General features: G+C 64.2%; 14 protein-coding genes. 9 read left to right on the top strand and 5 right to left on the bottom strand.

Annotation, left to right across the window (positions count from 1 at the left end; genetic code table 11):
- Positions 1-178: 178 nt before the first annotated feature.
- Positions 179-979, top strand: coding sequence for a hemolysin III family protein (locus K1X74_21760; protein ID MBX7168978.1), 801 nt, complete (start codon positions 179-181; stop codon positions 977-979).
- 22 nt (positions 980-1,001) lie between these two features.
- On the opposite strand, the gene K1X74_21755 is transcribed toward K1X74_21760, so the two are convergent.
- Entirely contained in the window at positions 1,002-1,724 is a 723-nt protein-coding gene (locus K1X74_21755) for a DUF1080 domain-containing protein (protein ID MBX7168977.1), read from the bottom strand.
- Positions 1,725-1,846: 122 nt separating this feature from the next.
- Entirely contained in the window at positions 1,847-2,404 is a 558-nt protein-coding gene (locus K1X74_21750) for a hypothetical protein (protein MBX7168976.1), read from the bottom strand.
- A gap of 211 nt (positions 2,405-2,615) precedes the next feature.
- Here K1X74_21750 and K1X74_21745 point away from each other — a divergent pair, with 211 nt between their 5' ends.
- Together K1X74_21745 and K1X74_21740 are read left to right on the top strand one after the other, a co-directional pair.
- A complete protein-coding gene (locus K1X74_21745; protein ID MBX7168975.1) occupies positions 2,616-4,214 on the top strand; it encodes a PQQ-like beta-propeller repeat protein in 1,599 nt (532 codons plus the stop codon).
- A gap of 100 nt (positions 4,215-4,314) precedes the next feature.
- Positions 4,315-5,313 (top strand): trypsin-like peptidase domain-containing protein, encoded by a 999-nt coding sequence (locus K1X74_21740; GenBank protein MBX7168974.1) that lies wholly within the window; start codon positions 4,315-4,317, stop codon positions 5,311-5,313.
- 97 nt (positions 5,314-5,410) lie between these two features.
- Here the strand turns inward: K1X74_21740 and K1X74_21735 are convergent, their stop codons facing one another.
- Positions 5,411-6,259 carry a PEP-CTERM sorting domain-containing protein gene (locus tag K1X74_21735; protein ID MBX7168973.1) on the bottom strand — a complete coding sequence of 283 codons (849 nt, stop codon included), beginning with the start codon at positions 6,257-6,259 and terminating at the stop codon, positions 5,411-5,413.
- Positions 6,260-6,467: 208 nt separating this feature from the next.
- Between K1X74_21735 and K1X74_21730 the strand changes: the two genes are divergently transcribed.
- The 4 genes from K1X74_21730 to K1X74_21715 all read left to right on the top strand — a co-directional run bounded on the left by K1X74_21730 (position 6,468) and on the right by K1X74_21715 (position 10,755).
- On the top strand, positions 6,468-6,956 hold the full coding sequence (locus K1X74_21730; GenBank protein MBX7168972.1) for a MarR family transcriptional regulator: 489 nt from the start codon (positions 6,468-6,470) through the stop codon (positions 6,954-6,956).
- A gap of 40 nt (positions 6,957-6,996) precedes the next feature.
- Positions 6,997-8,328: a tryptophan 7-halogenase gene (locus K1X74_21725; protein ID MBX7168971.1), complete on the top strand. Its 1,332-nt coding sequence runs from the start codon at positions 6,997-6,999 to the stop codon at positions 8,326-8,328.
- A gap of 256 nt (positions 8,329-8,584) precedes the next feature.
- Positions 8,585-10,192 (top strand): hypothetical protein, encoded by a 1,608-nt coding sequence (locus tag K1X74_21720; protein ID MBX7168970.1) that lies wholly within the window; start codon positions 8,585-8,587, stop codon positions 10,190-10,192.
- A 26-nt stretch (positions 10,193-10,218) separates the two neighbouring features.
- Positions 10,219-10,755 carry a hypothetical protein gene (locus K1X74_21715; GenBank protein ID MBX7168969.1) on the top strand — a complete coding sequence of 179 codons (537 nt, stop codon included), beginning with the start codon at positions 10,219-10,221 and terminating at the stop codon, positions 10,753-10,755.
- Between the two features lie 80 nt (positions 10,756-10,835).
- On the opposite strand, the gene K1X74_21710 is transcribed toward K1X74_21715, so the two are convergent.
- Complete coding sequence (locus K1X74_21710) at positions 10,836-13,568, bottom strand: cation-translocating P-type ATPase (GenBank protein ID MBX7168968.1); 2,733 nt, start codon at positions 13,566-13,568, stop codon at positions 10,836-10,838.
- Between the two features lie 60 nt (positions 13,569-13,628).
- Positions 13,629-14,102, bottom strand: coding sequence for a peptide-methionine (S)-S-oxide reductase MsrA (msrA, locus tag K1X74_21705; GenBank protein ID MBX7168967.1), 474 nt, complete (start codon positions 14,100-14,102; stop codon positions 13,629-13,631).
- Between the two features lie 180 nt (positions 14,103-14,282).
- Here msrA and K1X74_21700 point away from each other — a divergent pair, with 180 nt between their 5' ends.
- Positions 14,283-15,587 (top strand): MBL fold metallo-hydrolase, encoded by a 1,305-nt coding sequence (locus K1X74_21700; protein ID MBX7168966.1) that lies wholly within the window; start codon positions 14,283-14,285, stop codon positions 15,585-15,587.
- A gap of 77 nt (positions 15,588-15,664) precedes the next feature.
- Positions 15,665-15,914 (top strand): hypothetical protein (locus K1X74_21695; protein ID MBX7168965.1); only part of this gene is annotated, 250 nt, incomplete at its 3' end.

The following is a 15,914-nucleotide window of genomic DNA, read 5'->3' as shown; positions in this document are numbered from 1 at the left end:
CGGTCGAAGTAACGTGGGCGCGTGGGCCGCGCGACGCCGCCGAGCTGGGAATCGGGCCGTTTAAGCCTGACGTGGCTGTTACAAGTGCTTGAAGGACTGCGCTGTGCATTCAGACAACGAACCTGCAGGCCCGGCGCAAACCCGCGCGTCGGGCACCTGCCCGACGAAAGACACAGCCATGTTGAGTCATTCAAGCGCCCTGGCCTTTGCCGCAGATTCGACCGCTGGTTCCTGGTTGACCGATACGGTTCCCCCGATCGGGACGAACGACCGATTTCGACATGCCCGCGAGGCGCTGGTGGCCGAGGTGCGTTCGCGGATGTCCCACCGCGACGAAGTGGCGGCACGCCCCCTGCCCTCGACGCTCGACGAAGAAACGGCCAACAGCGTTACGCACGGCGTCGGGCTGGTTGCCGCCTTTGCAGCCGGCTGGCAGTTGATCGCCTCGGTCACGAGCACGGGCGACGTCTTCCAGATGATCGGCTGCGCCGTGTTCGCCACGACGATGGTCATGCTGTATGCCGCCTCGACGCTGTATCACAGCGTCGCCGATGAGATCACCAAGGAAAAGTTGCGGATCGGTGACCACGCCTGCATCTACCTGCTGATCGCCGGGACTTACACGCCGTTCCTGATCACCTTCCTCCGTGGCCCTTGGGGCTGGTCACTGTTGGCGGTCATCTGGTGCCTCGCGGCGGTCGGCATTGCCGCGAAGATTCTCGGGAGCTGCTCGCATCGCCTGTCGACGATCACCTATGTTGGCTTGGGCTGGATCGTCTTGGCGGCGGCCAAGCCCGTTGTCACGCTGCTGCCCAGTGGAGCCTTGATGTGGCTCGTGGCTGGCGGCGTGAGCTATACCGTGGGGGTCTACTTCTTCGTGCAGGATAAGAAGCCCTACACCCATGCCATCTGGCACTTGTTCGTGATGGGCGGCAGCGCGTGCCACTATCTGGCAGTCGCCGGCTACGTCGCGGCCTGACGTACACCGGCCCGGCCGGCGATCAGGGCAGCTCGCGAATCCGCAGGTTGCGGAAATCGATCGGCGACCCTTCGGACTCGAGACACAGGTAACCGGTGTGCGGATCGCAGCCGGTGCCTCCCGAGACCTCCTCGCCGTTGACCCACAATCGGACTTCGCCGTTGATCGCCCGGACGTAGTAGTGGTTCCACTCGTTGACGCCGCGGCTGAGCTCCTTGCGGGGAAAGCTGCGGCGACCGTCGGGGGCGACCGGCGGAAAGGGCGTCATCTTCGACGTGCCCACGGAAAAGACGTCGCCGTTGGTCGTAAACCAGTCGGCCTTCTTGCCCGAGTCTTTCTCATAGCGCGTCTTGTAGCCGTGATCGAGCACCTGGACCTCGATGCCGTGCGGTAACTGGCCCGGTTTGAGTGGGGCCAACGAAGTCTCGGGCACCCAGACAAAGACGCCTGAATTGCCCGCTTCGCGCAAGTGTCGCCACTCGACGACGAGCTCAAAATTGGTGAACGTCTTTTGCGATCGGATCACCCCGACCGGCTGCCCGGTGCAATGGGCTCCCTGCTCGTCCCATTTCCAGGTGTCCGGGTTACAGTTGACGTTCACGAAATCTGCCTCGCCCAATTCCCTCCAGCCCAGGCCGGTGCCGTCGATCGTGGCCCGGGGCAATTCGGGCTCGGCCGCCAAGGCGACGCCAACCACACACGTCAGGATCAGGGCGACACAGGCAACGGGCTTCGAGCGATTCATGGTGCGGAATCCGGCAGCAGAGTGGCAACGTAGATGGTCAACGACCGCCGCCGTTTGTACTCCAGCCGCCGCTGCGCGGCAAATCGCAGACCCGCGACACGCGTCAAGAACCCGGCAGGCCCTCAGTCGGCCAGCTTGTGGATCGCATCGCCTACCCGCACGGTGCCGCCCTCGAGCACCCGGGCATAAACGCCGCGCAAATGCAGCCGTTTGCCTTGGACCGAATTCACGAACGCCAGCGCCGCCGTGCCAAAGCGCTGTGAGAACTTGCGGCAACCGTTGTGTGGGACCGCCGTGATGACGATCGTCGCCTCGCCGATGCTCAACCGCGTGCCCGGTGGCAGATTCGCGGCGCTCAGTTCGAGGTCGACGAACAGTTGATCGCCGGCCAGCGCCCAGCGGTCCGAGGTCACGCAAATCAACTCCGCCGCGCGGGCGTTCATCAGCGTCACTTGCGTGTCGACATGGGCCTTCGACTCCGACCACGCGTCGCCCACGAGTCCTTGCGTGACGTCGAGCTGACCGGTGAGGAGCACCTCGCGTTCGTTCGTGCGAGGGCGGCGCACGATTTTCCGCACGAGTCCACCATCCGAGGGTGAGCCGAGGACCGCTGCCAGGCCTGCCTCGAGTTGCTCGCTTGTCAAATGAACAGGCTGTTCGGCAATCGTGTCCTCGCTCATGGCAAGCCAATCCTCAAACGAGCTGGAACCGTGCGACGATTTCTCCACGGCGGAGATTCAAAGATGCAGTGCAAGACGCAGAATAGTCCCCCAGGGTTCGCCCCTGCCCCCTTGCCGCGGCGACAGATGGCTGGCGCCTGACCTGCACTTCGCTAAATTGTGGTCGCGCGGCACCCAGGCATTGTCATCTCCATTCACGAGGCTTCCTGAAATGTCGACCGAACACGAATCCGCGCCCGAGTCTGGCGAGCCGCCTGCCGCGCGACCCCGGCGACGTTGGCTGATACCTCTGTTGATTGTCGGCCTGACGGCAGCCTTGATGATCCTAAACTCTCAGGTCGCCCTGCTGCCGCAATACGGCCGCGCAGGAACCGTTACGCTCACCCGCTATCTGCCCTCGCTGGGAGGCATCTTGCTCCTGGTGTGGCTGCTGTTCACCAGGCAGGTGCTTTGGTCAACCAAGATGGGCGTGCTAGGTGCCCTGGGCATCCTTGGTTTGGCTACCTGGCTCGCAGTTCGCAAGGTGGAAGTCAGCGGCGACAATCAATTGATCGTCTACTTCGCTTGGGACCGCGTCCCCGGCGAGTTATCGAAAACGCCCAGTGCTTCTGGCGAGGCATTTCCACTCGATCCGAGCGCGCCGTCTTGCCCGGGATTCCTTGGGAGCAAACGAGATAGCGAGGTTCCGGGCCCCAAGCTCGAAACCGATTGGCAGGCACATCCGCCGCGCGAACTGTGGCGGCGGGAAGCAGGCCTGGGTTATGCGGCCTTCTCGACCGCTCAGGGGCTCGCCGTGGCGATCGAACAGCGCGGCGAGGACGAAGTGACCTTTGCCTGCGAGCTGCGCACGGGGAGCGAAATCTGGCAACGCACGCACCAGGCCTTCTTCCAAGAATCGCTCGGCGGAGACGGACCTCGGGCCACGCCGACGATCGACGATGACCGGGTCTATACCCTGGGCGCGACGGGCAATCTGGCGTGCCTGCAACTGGCCGACGGCAAGCAGCTCTGGGAAGTCGACATCCTCGCCGACAACGGCGCCAAGAACATCACCTGGGGCATGTCGGGGTCTCCGCTGATCGATGGCGACCGGGTCTGGGTCAATCCCGGTGGAGCGTCGGGGCATGCCGTTGCGGCCTACGACAAGCGTACCGGTCAGCGCGTCGCCGCAGGGGGAGACGGTGCCGCGGCCTATTGTTCGCCGCAACTGTCCCGTGTGGCAGGCACCGAACAAATCGTGCTGCTCGATGGTCCCGGGCTCGCAGGCTTCGATCGCCAAACGGCCCAGGAACTGTGGCGGTACCCGTTCGAGACCTTTCAGAATATCAACGTCGCCCAGCCGCTGCTGGTGGGCGAAAACCGCGTGTTGATCTCGGCCGGCTACGGACACGGCGCGGCGCTGGTCGAAGTGGCCAACTCTGGAGGAGTCTGGAAGGCGACCGAAGTTTGGAAGAGCAAGGCGCTCGAGTGCAAATTCTGCTCGCCCGTGCTCGTGGGCCAACACGTCTATGGACTCGACGACGGCATTCTCGCCTGCATGGATGCCACGACCGGCAAACGCGTCTGGAAAGGTGGGAGATACGGCCACGGTCAGATGTTGCGTCGCGATGACCTGCTGATCATTCAGGCCGAAGCAGGCGACGTCGTGCTGGTGCGGATCAACCCCCAGAAGCTGGAAGAGCTGGGTCGCTTTACCGCGCTGTCGGGCCCGAAGAATTGGAACGCTCCTGCGCTGGCCGGCAACTTGCTGCTGGTGCGCAACCATCTCGAAATGGCCTGCTTCGAGTTGCCGCTGGCCGCCGCCCCGTGAAATCACCTTGCGCTTGACCGCCGGCGGACAATTCCCAAGGGGGATCGTTCTCTCCTGGGGAATGGGTCTTTGGCCGCGGCCTGGCCGCGAGGAACGCACGATGGAACCTGTGATTCGTCCGTGGTTGCTTTCACATGATTCGTCGGGAGGCGAGGCTCGTTCGGCAGATTCGCCTGCACCGCCCCCGGATGCCAGCTTACTCGACGCCTACTCGCGGGCCGTGATTCAAGTGGTCGAAAGCGCGTCGCCGGCGGTCTTCAGCATCGCCGGTCATCCCGACGATCGCCCGCAGGGGTCGGGCTCGGGATTCCTGATCACACCCGACGGCTACGCCTTGACCAACAGCCACGTCGTGGCCGGGCGCACGCGGCTGGTGGCGATGACCGACGAGGGAGATCGCGTCGACGTCGCCGTCATTGGCGACGACCCGGCGACCGATCTGGCGCTGGTCAGGCTCGCGTCGCGCGACCTGGCTTTTGCCCCGATCGGCGATTCGGACGCGTTGCGCGTCGGACAATTGGTGATCGCCATGGGCAGCCCCCTGGGGTTGCATGCCACGGTTTCGACCGGAGTCGTCAGTGCCCTGGGGCGCAGCATGCGCGGTCGCGACGGCCGCCTGATCGAGAACGTCATTCAACATGCCGCGCCGATCAATCCGGGCAATTCGGGTGGCCCGCTCGTCGATTCGCGCGGCCGCGTCGTCGGCGTGAACACGGCGATCATCGCCCACGCCCAAGGCTTGGGATTCGCCGTGCCGGGCAATACGGCTCAATGGGTGGCCAGCGAGATTCTGGGGCACGGTCAGGTTCGCCGGCGAACACTGGGCGTGGCGGCCACCGCGCGCCGGCTGCCCCGCTCCGCGGTGCGCGAGTTCGACCTGTTGAGCGACCAGGTCGTCGAGATCGTCGAGGTCCAGTCGGGCAGTGCGGCCGCGCGAGCGGGACTGCATGTCGGCGATCTGATCGTCGAGATCAACGATCGCTTCGTGAGCAGCGTGGACGACATCCACCGACTGCTCGCGCGGCTGCGCGCCGAGACCACGGCCGAGTTCACGATTCTCCGCGGCGACCAGCGCTGTGTCGTCGTCATCGAATGGTGAGCGAGGCGGTCTGCATCGCAGCTTGTGCCTGCCAGACGACCGCGGCCCAAGGAACTGTTCGCTCCCTGGGCCGCGGGCTGGTGGTGGAAGCGTACCGTCAGGCTTGAACGCGAAGGCGCCGGCGCAGGGCCAATCCCACGAGCGCCACTGCCCCGCTCATGGCCAGCGCCATCGACGCCGGCTCCGGTACCGGATGCGCGGCGAACGACAGATTGTCGATGCCGATGCCATCGTCCTGTCCTGACTGATCCTGTGCCGTCCAGCGCAGAACCAATTGCTGGCCCGGCGCCCAGTTCAGGTTGGTGAGCGTCGCGCTGAGCGAGACCTGGTTCGTCGCCAGATTGCCGTTCAGGGCAACCTCGGTCGGAGCGGCTTGCGCGTTGGGCGCGGTGACGTCGAGCGCGGCCACGCCGGTAAATGTTCCCGAGGAGATGCTCGCCCCACCCACGGCATAGGCGAAGAACAGCTTGTTAGGCGAAGCGACGTTGCCGCGGCGCCATTGCTCACCCGTGTACGCCAGCGAAACGCTGTCGTAGGTGACGAGCGAATTGTTCACGAGTACGAGGCCGAACACCGGAATCTGATTGCTCGTGGCCAACGCGCCCAGGGCACGATCGGTGCTGCCGTTGGTGCCGAAGCTGATCGAGCCGCGGCCCGTGTTTCCGGCCTGACTGCCGTCGTGCGAGCGAAATTCGGTGCTGCTGCTGGTGCCGCTCGGGTTAGCAAACTGCCAGCCGTCCAGGCCAGAGGCGCCAGTGACGGCGCTGAATTCGTGCGGACCGCGACCGGTAATCGTCTGCACAGGATTCGTGACATTGGTCGGAAGACCATTGAAATCTTGCGACACGGTGCCCCCCGTGTAGCTCAGGGGCGTAGCGAAGGCCGCTTGCGGCTTCGTCGCCAAGGCCGCCAAGATCAAAGTGCCAATCAGTCGGTTCTTACTCACGAGCGTTCTCTCCCAAATGCCTCATCTGCGACGGCCGACTTGGCCGCCTGCGAATGAGGGCGGAAGATAGCGCGTCACTGTTCGTTCCTGATCCGGCGAGTGCAAAAAAGGCGTTGGAAGTCGGTTAGGCAATCGGACAGCACAAACCACCCAATAGGGTTGTATCAAAAGTCTGGACAATAGTTGTTCAGACGACTATCTTGCCTCCATGCCCACTCAGCCTGTCGACCTCCGGCGCGCCGCCTCCTTCGACTCCCCGGAGCAGGAGGTCTACCTGAATCTGTGGCGGACGTACGACCGCCTACGCGCGTTGGAGGACGAACTGTTCGCCCAATTCGAGCTGACAGCCCAGCAATACAACGTGTTGCGGCTGCTCGCGGCACATCGGCCCCTGGGGATGCCGACCCTGCAATTGGCCGCGCGGCTCGTCTCTCGGGCACCGGACATCACCCGGATCGTCGATCGACTCGAACAGCGCGGCTGGATCGCGCGGGATCGCCTGCTGACGAATCGTCGCGTCGTCGAGGTGCGAATCACCGAATCGGGCGTGGCGTTGCTCGCGCAGATTGCCGAGCCGCTGGCCGCGTGCCACGCCCGGCAGTTGGGCCATCTGCAGCCCGCGCAGCTCGGCGAATTGGCCGGATTGTTGCGAGCGGCGCGGGCCCCGCACGAATCACTGGACAGCCCCTGGAAGTAACCCTGCCGTGCAAGGCAGCTTCAATCTCGAGGACGTAGCCATGATCAAAAGCACTCGTTCCATTCCGAGCGAAACCGACGTGATTGTCATTGGCGGCGGGCCGGCCGGTTCGACCGCTTCGACCTTGATTGCCCAGGCCGGTCACCGTGTGCAGTTGTTCGAGCGCGAGCGTTTCCCCCGGTTTCACATCGGCGAGTCGCTGATTCCGGAAACCTACTGGGTGCTGCAGCGACTCAACATGCTGCCCAAGATGAAGGCGAGCTGCTTCGTGCAGAAGCACAGCGTGCAGTTCGTCAGCGCCAACGGCAAACACTCGGCGCCGTTCTATTTCTGGGACAACAAGCCCCACGAGTGTTCGCAGACCTGGCAGGTCGTGCGCAGCGAGTTCGACCAGATGATGCTGGAGAATGCCCGCGAGCACGGCGTCGAGGCGCATGAAGGCGTCCGCGTGCTGGATGTGCTCCAGGAGGGCAACCGCACGGTCGGTGTCAAGCTCCAGGATGAAGACGGCACGCAGCGCGAGGTCCGGGCCAAGGTCGTGGTCGACGCCAGCGGCCAGAGCGGACTGCTGATGAACAAGCTCAAACTGCGCATTTGGGACCCCGTGCTCAACAAGGGCGCGATCTGGACCTACTGGGAAGGCGCCTACCGCGACACCGGACGCGACGAGGGGGCAACGATCGTCCTGCAAACGGCCAATCGTCTGGGCTGGTTCTGGTACATCCCCCTGCACAACAATCGTGTGAGCGTCGGCGTCGTGGCGCCGTTCGACTACCTGTTCAAAGGGCGCGGCAGCCACGAGCAGACCTACACCGAAGAAGTCGAGCGTTGTCCCGCCGTGCAAGAACGCGTGGCCTCGGCCCAGCGGATCACCGGCTATTTCGCCACGCGCGACTACTCCTATCGCTGCACGCAGGCCGCAGGCGACGGCTGGGTGGTGGTCGGCGACGCGTTCGGCTTTCTCGACCCGCTGTATTCGTCAGGCGTGCTGCTGGCGATGAAATCGGGCGAGATGGCCGCCGATGCGATCGTCGAGGGGCTGAAGATCGGCGATTTGTCCGGGGCGCAGCTCGGCAAATGGGCCGCGGGCTTGAACGAAGGCATCGACCGCATGCGCCGTCTCGTGTGCGAATACTATGACGGTTTCAGCTTCGGCAACTTCGTCAAAGCCAACCCGCATCTCCGCGGAAAAATCACCGACCTGCTGATCGGTGATTTGTTCACCGACAAGGTCGACGTCGTCTGGGAGCCCATGGTCGCGCAGTACCAAGGCGACAAGCAGGTACCCGCCACTTGGAACTCGGGCACGCCGCCGGAGGTCGTGGCCACGAAGCAGAACGAGTTGCTGCTGCCTGAAGGCGCACGGCCTTAGCGCTAGGAGGGCGCGGACGCCAGCCGCGCAGCGACAGCAATCGAGCCATTCGCCACAACGCCAGCAGCCCCTGCGCTGCTGGCGTTCTCTTGCGCCGATTCGTTGCAGCGCGCGCCAAGATCGATCAAGCCGCAACGTCGCGCAGGACGAGAGTAGCAGTAACGCATGGCAGCCGACCTATTCGCATAGGAGGCCTGGTTCGCTTTCGTGTCCTCGGTCGAGCGGATACCCGCATGCCGAGTGAATGAGCAGGCCCATGACCAACGGCGCACTGGTCTACATGCTGGCTGCCTCTCTGGCCGCGCAGCTTCCTTCGCCCCATGCGACGAAACCCATTGCTGCGCAGTCGTTGCCTGCCGTGAACGGCCCGGCCTTCGCGCCGCTTGCCTCTGCGCCGCCGCACCCCACGATTGCGGCCGCGCCAGGTGCGACTTATTACGCTCCGCTGCCGCCGCGACCGGCTCCGGCAGCAGCGACGTACGCGGTCTATGCGCCGGAAACGGTCCCAGCCCCCGCGCCGACCGCGGCCGACTACAACGCCCTGTTGAAGCGACTGGAAAAGCTCGAGCAGGATGCGGCCGCGCGAAATGCAGCCCCGCGCAGCGCCATGCCCACAGACCAGCCGGCCGAGGCGGGTAAGCAAGAGGCCGCGAAAAAGCCGGACGAGAAGAAAGACGACAAGGCCGCCAAGGACACGGCCGGTTGGCAGGACATGTCAACCGACAAATGGACCATCAAGATCGGCGGCCACGTTCAGCTCGACTACATCAACTGGGCCGATGCGGCTCCGACGATTCCGAACGCCCAGAACTACTTCGAATTTCGCCGGCTGCGCTTGGTGGCCGAAGGCACAGGCTACGGCGTCTACGACTTTCGCTTGCAGATGACCCTCGAGCCCGAGGCCGTCGGTGAGACGCCGGGCGTGACGACGCCCGAGGTCAAAGACGCCTATTTCTCGATCAACGAGCTGCCCTGGTTCGGGCGGGCGCGCATCGGCAACTTCTTCGTGCCGATCAGCCTCGAGCAGGTAACCAACGACACCAACGGCGTGTTTATGGAACGCTCGATTCCTACCCAGGGCGTGTTCACGCCCGACCGTGAAGTCGGCATCGCGTCCTACAATCACACCGACGACCTGAATCTCACCTGGAGCTACGGGATCTTCATCGACAGTATCAGCGAGGCGCTCAAAGAACGGATCGACAACAACCAGGGCTATCGGGTCGTCGGCCGTGCCACCTGGCTGCCCTACTACGACGAGCCTTCGAACGGCCGCTACCTGGTTCATACGGGCGCGGGTATTCTCTACACTGACGATCAGGACGACCGTGTGCGCTTTCGCAGTCGCCCGCAGATTCACGAAGGCCCGCGGATCATCGACAGCCTGATCATCAATGCCAACGACTATGTGACGGGCAACGTCGAGCTGGCTTCGGTGATGGGCCCGGTGACGGTGCAAAGCGAGTTGTTCGCCACGAGCGTCAATCGCCTGGACGCCGCGCCGGTCAGCTTTTTCGGTTCGTATGCCCATCTCAGCTACTTCTTGACCGGCGAAAATCGCATCTACGAGCGATTCGGACAGCACGGGGCACAGTTCGCCCGCAATGTCCCTTTCAGCAACGTGTTCTGGGTACCCGGAGCTGCGGGCTTCGGTGCCTGGGAAGCCAAGGCGCGCTGGTCGTGGCTCGAACTGACGCAGGTCGATCGCGGCCAATACAACGACTTCACCGTCGGCTTCAACTGGTATTGGAGCGATCGCACGCGGGTGATGTTCGACTATATCCACCCGATCACCAGCAGCGAGGCGATTTTCGGCGCCACCACGTCGGACATCCTTGCCATGCGTTTCGACTGGAACTGGTAACGCCGATGCGACGAGGACTTCAACCCATGCGACTCGAGCGAACCTTCTGCGTGTTGCTGACGCTGTGCCTCGTGAGCTATGTCTCCGACCGGTTGCAGGCCGGCCACGGCTGCTGCGCTCACTGCGGACGCGCCGCAGCGTGCAACAAGGTCTGCCGCCTGGTGTGCGAAGAGAAAAAGGTCGACGTCATCTGCTGGGGCAGCAAATGTGAGGACTTTTGCATCCCTGGATGCAGCAAGCTGGACTGCAAGTATTGCGAAGAGGTTTGCCAGAACTGCGACCAGGACGCCGACCCCGAGGTGTGTTCGAAACCCAAGAAGTTCGTCTGGCGCGAGTGGATTCCCGGCTGCGCGACAGTGCACACCAAGACCAAACTGATGAAAAAGGTCGAGACGAAGAAAATCCCCAGCTACAAGTGGGTGGTCGAAGACCTCTGCGCCGAATGCGAGCACAAAGCACAGCACGCCCAAGTCCCCTCGGGCACCAAGCTGCCGCCCGTGCCCGAGACGAATGCGCGCATGCTGGCCGGCACGCCCTATGCCGCAGACAACGCACAGCAATAGCGCCGGCCTCGGCCGGAACCGTGATCAAGTTCTTTGAGCTGGCTCGATTGCGCCGCCCACGAGGCACAACGCGCCGTGCGTCAGGGTGTAAACGGCATCGGCCACCCCCGGGCAATCTTGGCGACTTCTACCACGGTTACCGGGATCAGCGCCAGCACCATCGCCAGTGCCAATTGATTCACCGTCGGGCGGAGACAATCGAACACACCTTGTACGCCCGGCAGATACAACACGCTCAGTTGCAGCAGCGCCGAGAATAGAATCGCGCCGACGAGATAGAGGTTGCTGAAGGCGCCCAACTCCGGCAGCGTGAGCTGTTGGCTGCGGCACGAGAATGAAAAGCTCAACTGGGTGAACGCCATCGTCGCAAAAGCGACGGTACGCGCGGCGGGCAGATTCTGCGGATCGCCATCGTAGGTGAGAAAGAAACCCACGCCGGCCACGAGTGCCATCAGCGAGCCTTGCAAGCCGAGCTGCACGGCCCGCTTCCGGGTAATGACGCCTTCGTTCGCCGGCCGCGGCGGACGCCGCATGGCATCGCGTTCCGGCGGCTCCATGGCCAAGGCCAGGGCAGGCAGGCCATCGGTGACGAGGTTGATCCAGAGCAACTGCACGGCCGTCAGCGGCGTAGGCCAATCGAGCAGCGCTGCGACAAACATGAACAACACCTCGGAAGTGTTGCAGGCCAACAGATAGTTGACGAACTTGACGATGTTGTCGAAGATCCCGCGGCCCTCTTCGACCGCGCTCACGATCGAGGCAAAATTGTCGTCGACCAGGACCATGTCCGCGGCTTCCTTGGTCACATCGGTGCCGGTGATCCCCATGGCGATGCCGATGTCGGCGGCCTTGACCGCGGGGGCGTCGTTCACACCGTCGCCGGTCATCGCGACGACTTCGCCCCGCTGCTTCAGGGCCTGCACGACGCGGAGTTTGTGCTCGGCCGACACGCGCGCATACACCACCGCGTCTTTGGCCGCCTCGCGCAATTGTTCGTCGCTCAATTCATCGAGCGCCACGCCGGTCAACACCGGGAACTTTTCATGCTCGCCGGACAGGTGCAGCTCCCGCGCAATTGCCGCCGCCGTCTCCGGATGGTCACCGGTGATCATCACCGGCCGGATGCCCGCGGCGTGACACTTGGCCACCGCCGCACGGGCCTCGTCGCGCGGCGGATCGATCATGCCGACCAGGCCCGCGAAGACCAGGTCCTGTTCCGCGTCGTCGGCCAGGGGCACCACGATTTCGTCGCGCGTCGCCATTGCCAGCACGCGCAGCGACTGCGCGGCGAGGCGGGCGATCTCGGCCAGGATCTGCTCGCGCAGCGGCGGGTCGAGCGGTTCGACCCGGCCGCCGAGCCAGGTTCGTGTGCAGCGTGCCAACACGATCTCGGGCGCACCTTTGCAGAAGAGCGCCGTGCGACCTTCCTGTTCGGCGACCACCGACATCAATTTGCGCTGGGAGTCAAAGGGCACCTCGACGAGGATCCGCGCGCCGGGCCGCGGATCGCTCAGCCCGGCTTTTTCAGCCACGATCAGCAGCGCCGCCTCGGTCGGATCGCCGGTGATCGTCCGCGCGGCAGGCAGATTCTCGACCGGGTTCAGGGCCGCGCTGTTGCACAAGGCGCCGATTCGCAGAACGCGGCGCAAGTCGTCGTCCTGGGCCGCGTCGATCGGTTCTTCCGAGCCGGCCTGCGGCGGCGCGAGCAGAAACTCACCCTGCACGACGTAGCCGGTGCCGGTCACCGAGAATTGCCTGCCCGCGGCGAAGACCGCGCGGACGGTCATCTCGTTGCGCGTCAGCGTGCCTGTCTTGTCGCTGCAAATGACCGTCACGGAACCGAGCGTTTCGACACTGGGCAATTTGCGGACCAGCGCGTTGCGCTTGACCATGCGTTGCAGCCCGATCGCCAGAGCCATCGTCACGACGGCCGGCAGACCTTCGGGCACCGCAGCCACGGCCAGGCTGACGGCCATCAAGAAGACCTCGGTAAACTCGCCGCCACGCAGCATTCTGAGCCCGAAAATCACGACCACGATGGTGACGCAGACGGCCAGCAGCACTTTGCCGAGCTCTTCCAGTCGGCGCTGCAGCGGCGTCAGCTCGCGCTCCTGGCGTGCGAGCAGCCCGGCGATCTGCCCGAGCTCGGTTTGCATACCGGTCGTGGCGACCAGCGCGCTGGCCTTGCCGGCGGCGACGACGGTGCCCAGGTATGCCATGTTGCGCCTGTCGCCGAGCGGGGTCTGAGGCGCCAGGACGGCCGAGGGTTCCTTGTCGACGGGCACCGATTCGCCCGTCAAGGCAGCTTCTTGAATGCGCAGCCCGTAGGCGACCAGCAACCGGACATCGGCCGGTACGTAGTCGCCGGCTTCGAGCTCCACGCGGTCGCCCGGCACCAGTTCGCGTGCAGCCACGGTCTGCAAGCGTCCATCGCGAACGACCTTGGCCACAGGCGACGAGAGTTTTTGCAGGGCGCTCAGCGCACGTTCGGCGCGCGCCTCTTGAAAGAACCCCAGCAGCCCGTTGAGCAGGACGATGGTCAGGATGGCCAGCGTATCGACCCACTCGCCCAAGGCGCCGGAGATGATCGCCGCCGCGATCAGCAGCAGCACCACCAGCTCGCGGAACTGCGCGAGCAACTTGCGCCACCACGGGTCGGGCGGGGCCGAGGCCAGCTCGTTGGTGCCGTGCCGCGCCAGGCGTGCCTGGGCTTCGCCCGTGGCCAGCCCGTGTTCGAGATCCGAGGCCAGCGCAGCGGCCACTCGTTCCGCGGTCAGCGTGTGAACGGCAGCATCGGCAGTCGCAATCGACATAACGGCCTGACGCAAGGCACGAGCTTTTACCCGCCGCCTATGTTAGCCGATGACCTTCGTTTAGCGGAGATGGCAACTTGTCCTACCGCGCTTCTCGAGATACTGCTGATGATATTCCTCGGCCCTGTAGAACGGTCGCGCCGGACTGATCTCGGTGACGATCGGTCGGCGGTATGCGCCCGACGCCTGCCAGCGGGCCTTCGACGCCTCGGCCGCCTCGCGCTGCTGCTCGTCGTAGTAGAACACGGCCGAGCGATATTGCGAGCCGAAGTCGGGACCCTGACGGTTGAGTGTCGTCGGGTCGTGATTCTTCCAGAACACCTCCAGCAATTCATCGAATCCAACGCGATCGGGATCGAATTCGACGTGCACGACTTCCGCATGACCGGTCCGGTCGGAGCACACCTGCTCGTAGGTCGGGTTCTCGGTCTGACCGCCCGAATAACCCACCGCGGTATTCGTCACGCCGGGCACTGCGCGAAACAACGCTTCGACTCCCCAGAAACATCCGGCACCGAACATCGCCTGGGCCATGATTGCGCTCCTTGAGCCTGATTGCCGATTGCCTCGCCTATGGAGCGAGGCTGGAGATTCGATGCGACTGTCCGCGTTCAGGTTACCGCTGTTGGCAAGGTTGGCCCAGCCTTGCGCCGAGGGCTATGATGGGGCCGCACGAGGGGGGGCTACCTGGCCACGATGCGAGGAAAATCCATCATGTCGGGCAACGCACATCGCTGGCGGGCGATCGCTTGGCTCGCGGCTGGCGCCATCGCTGTTCTCACTACCCGGAACGCCTGGGCTCAACTACCGCTGGGTCTGAGCGACTTTGCCCTGAGCGGCAACCGGCTGAAGGAGGCCACCCGGGTCAACGAGGCCATCTACTACGCGCCCGGCTTCAGCAACACGTTTCTGGTCGTCACCTCGGACGGAAACGTCGTGATCGACACCTCGAGCGCGCTGTCGGCCAGCAAGCACCACGAACTGCTGCAAAAGATCAGCTCGGCGCCGGTCCGTTACCTGATCCTGACCCACGGACACGACGACCACACCGGCGGCGTGTCGCTATGGAAAGGTCCCGAGACCAAGCTGCTCGTGCAGGCAAGGTTCCCGGAGTTCCGGCAGTACCAGCAGCGTTTGGCCGGCTATTTCATTCGCAGCAACGCGGCCCAGTTCGCCCTGGATGAAAAGGCACTGAACGCCTTTGCGCATCGCCCGGAGAACCGCATCGAGCCCGACGTGGTGTTCGATCGCGACTACCAGTTCTCGCTGGGTGGCTTGGATTTCGAGGTGCATGCCGCGCCGGGCGAAACCTACGACCACTTGTTCGTCTGGTTGCCGAAGTACAAGGCCGCCTTCGTCGGCGACAACTTCTACGACTCGTTCCCGAACATCTACACGCTGCGCGGCACCCGCCCGCGCTGGGCGCTCGATTACATTGCAGCCCTTGACCAGATCATCGCCCTGGAACCCGAAATCCTGTTGCCCAGCCACGGCGCCGCGCGGTCGGGGAAGGAACAGATCCACCAGGCTTTGACGCGGTATCGCTCTGCGATCCGCTATGTGCACGACGCGGTGGTACAGGGCATGAACGACGGCAAGGACGTCTTCACGCTGATGCAGGAAATCAAGCTCCCTGCCGATCTCGATGTCGGCGAAGCCTACGGCAAGGTCGATTGGAGCGTGCGCGGCATCTACGAGGGCTACGTCGGCTGGTTCGACCAGAACCCGGCCAGCATGTACGACCAATCTCCCACGGCCGGCGACGTCGAGCTCGCCCGGCTCGCCGGCGGTCCGGACAAGATCGTCACCCGGGCGCAGGAATTGATCGCCTCGGGGCAGGCCGTTGTCGCGCTGCGACTGATCGACGCAGCCTTGGCGCTCGACAACAAGCATCAGCCGGCATGGCAAGCCCGGCTCGACGCGCTCAAGGTCCTGCAGAAGCAATCACGCAACTTGATCGAGCTCGCGTGGCTGAGCAGCTCGGTCAAGAAAGCCAAGCAAGCGCTCGGCGAGAAATAGGCGGCCTGATGAACCGAACGCCGGCAATACTCTCGCGGTGGGCCAGGTTGCTGGGCACATTCTGCCTGGCGTGCTCCATGTGCGTCGTTCCGGCCTGGGCGCAGTTGGGCAATTTCGATCGCGCGCCCGTAGTGCCCGCGGAAGAAAACGCCGTCTTTACCCCGCCGGGCAGCGATCGACCGGGAAAGCCGGCCACGATTGCAACTGGGCCGTCTTCCACGGTGCGCCTGCGGATCGTCGACGCCGCCACGGCCCGTCCGACCTATTGCCGCGTGAATGTCATCGGCTCGGACGGCAACTTCTATCAGCCTGGCGAGAACCCGTACG

This window comes from Pirellulales bacterium (genome assembly GCA_019694435.1).
In the GTDB taxonomy this organism is placed as follows: Bacteria; Planctomycetota; Planctomycetia; order Pirellulales; family JAEUIK01; genus JAIBBZ01.
Note: the sequence above shows the minus strand (reverse complement) of the source record. Positions and strands in the feature narration are given on the sequence as shown.

Bases quoted from the DNA above. Each gene is read 5' to 3' on its own strand.
- K1X74_21760 (MBX7168978.1), top strand. From the start codon at position 179: ATGTTGAGTCATTCAAGCGCCCTGGCCTTTGCCGCAGATTCGACCGCT.
- K1X74_21755 (MBX7168977.1), bottom strand. From the start codon at position 1,724: ATGAATCGCTCGAAGCCCGTTGCCTGTGTCGCCCTGATCCTGACGTGT.
- K1X74_21750 (MBX7168976.1), bottom strand. From the start codon at position 2,404: ATGAGCGAGGACACGATTGCCGAACAGCCTGTTCATTTGACAAGCGAG.
- K1X74_21745 (MBX7168975.1), top strand. From the start codon at position 2,616: ATGTCGACCGAACACGAATCCGCGCCCGAGTCTGGCGAGCCGCCTGCC.
- K1X74_21740 (MBX7168974.1), top strand. From the start codon at position 4,315: ATGGAACCTGTGATTCGTCCGTGGTTGCTTTCACATGATTCGTCGGGA.
- K1X74_21730 (MBX7168972.1), top strand. From the start codon at position 6,468: ATGCCCACTCAGCCTGTCGACCTCCGGCGCGCCGCCTCCTTCGACTCC.
- K1X74_21725 (MBX7168971.1), top strand. From the start codon at position 6,997: ATGATCAAAAGCACTCGTTCCATTCCGAGCGAAACCGACGTGATTGTC.
- K1X74_21720 (MBX7168970.1), top strand. From the start codon at position 8,585: ATGACCAACGGCGCACTGGTCTACATGCTGGCTGCCTCTCTGGCCGCG.
- K1X74_21715 (MBX7168969.1), top strand. From the start codon at position 10,219: ATGCGACTCGAGCGAACCTTCTGCGTGTTGCTGACGCTGTGCCTCGTG.
- K1X74_21710 (MBX7168968.1), bottom strand. From the start codon at position 13,568: ATGTCGATTGCGACTGCCGATGCTGCCGTTCACACGCTGACCGCGGAA.
- msrA (MBX7168967.1), bottom strand. From the start codon at position 14,102: ATGGCCCAGGCGATGTTCGGTGCCGGATGTTTCTGGGGAGTCGAAGCG.
- K1X74_21700 (MBX7168966.1), top strand. From the start codon at position 14,283: ATGTCGGGCAACGCACATCGCTGGCGGGCGATCGCTTGGCTCGCGGCT.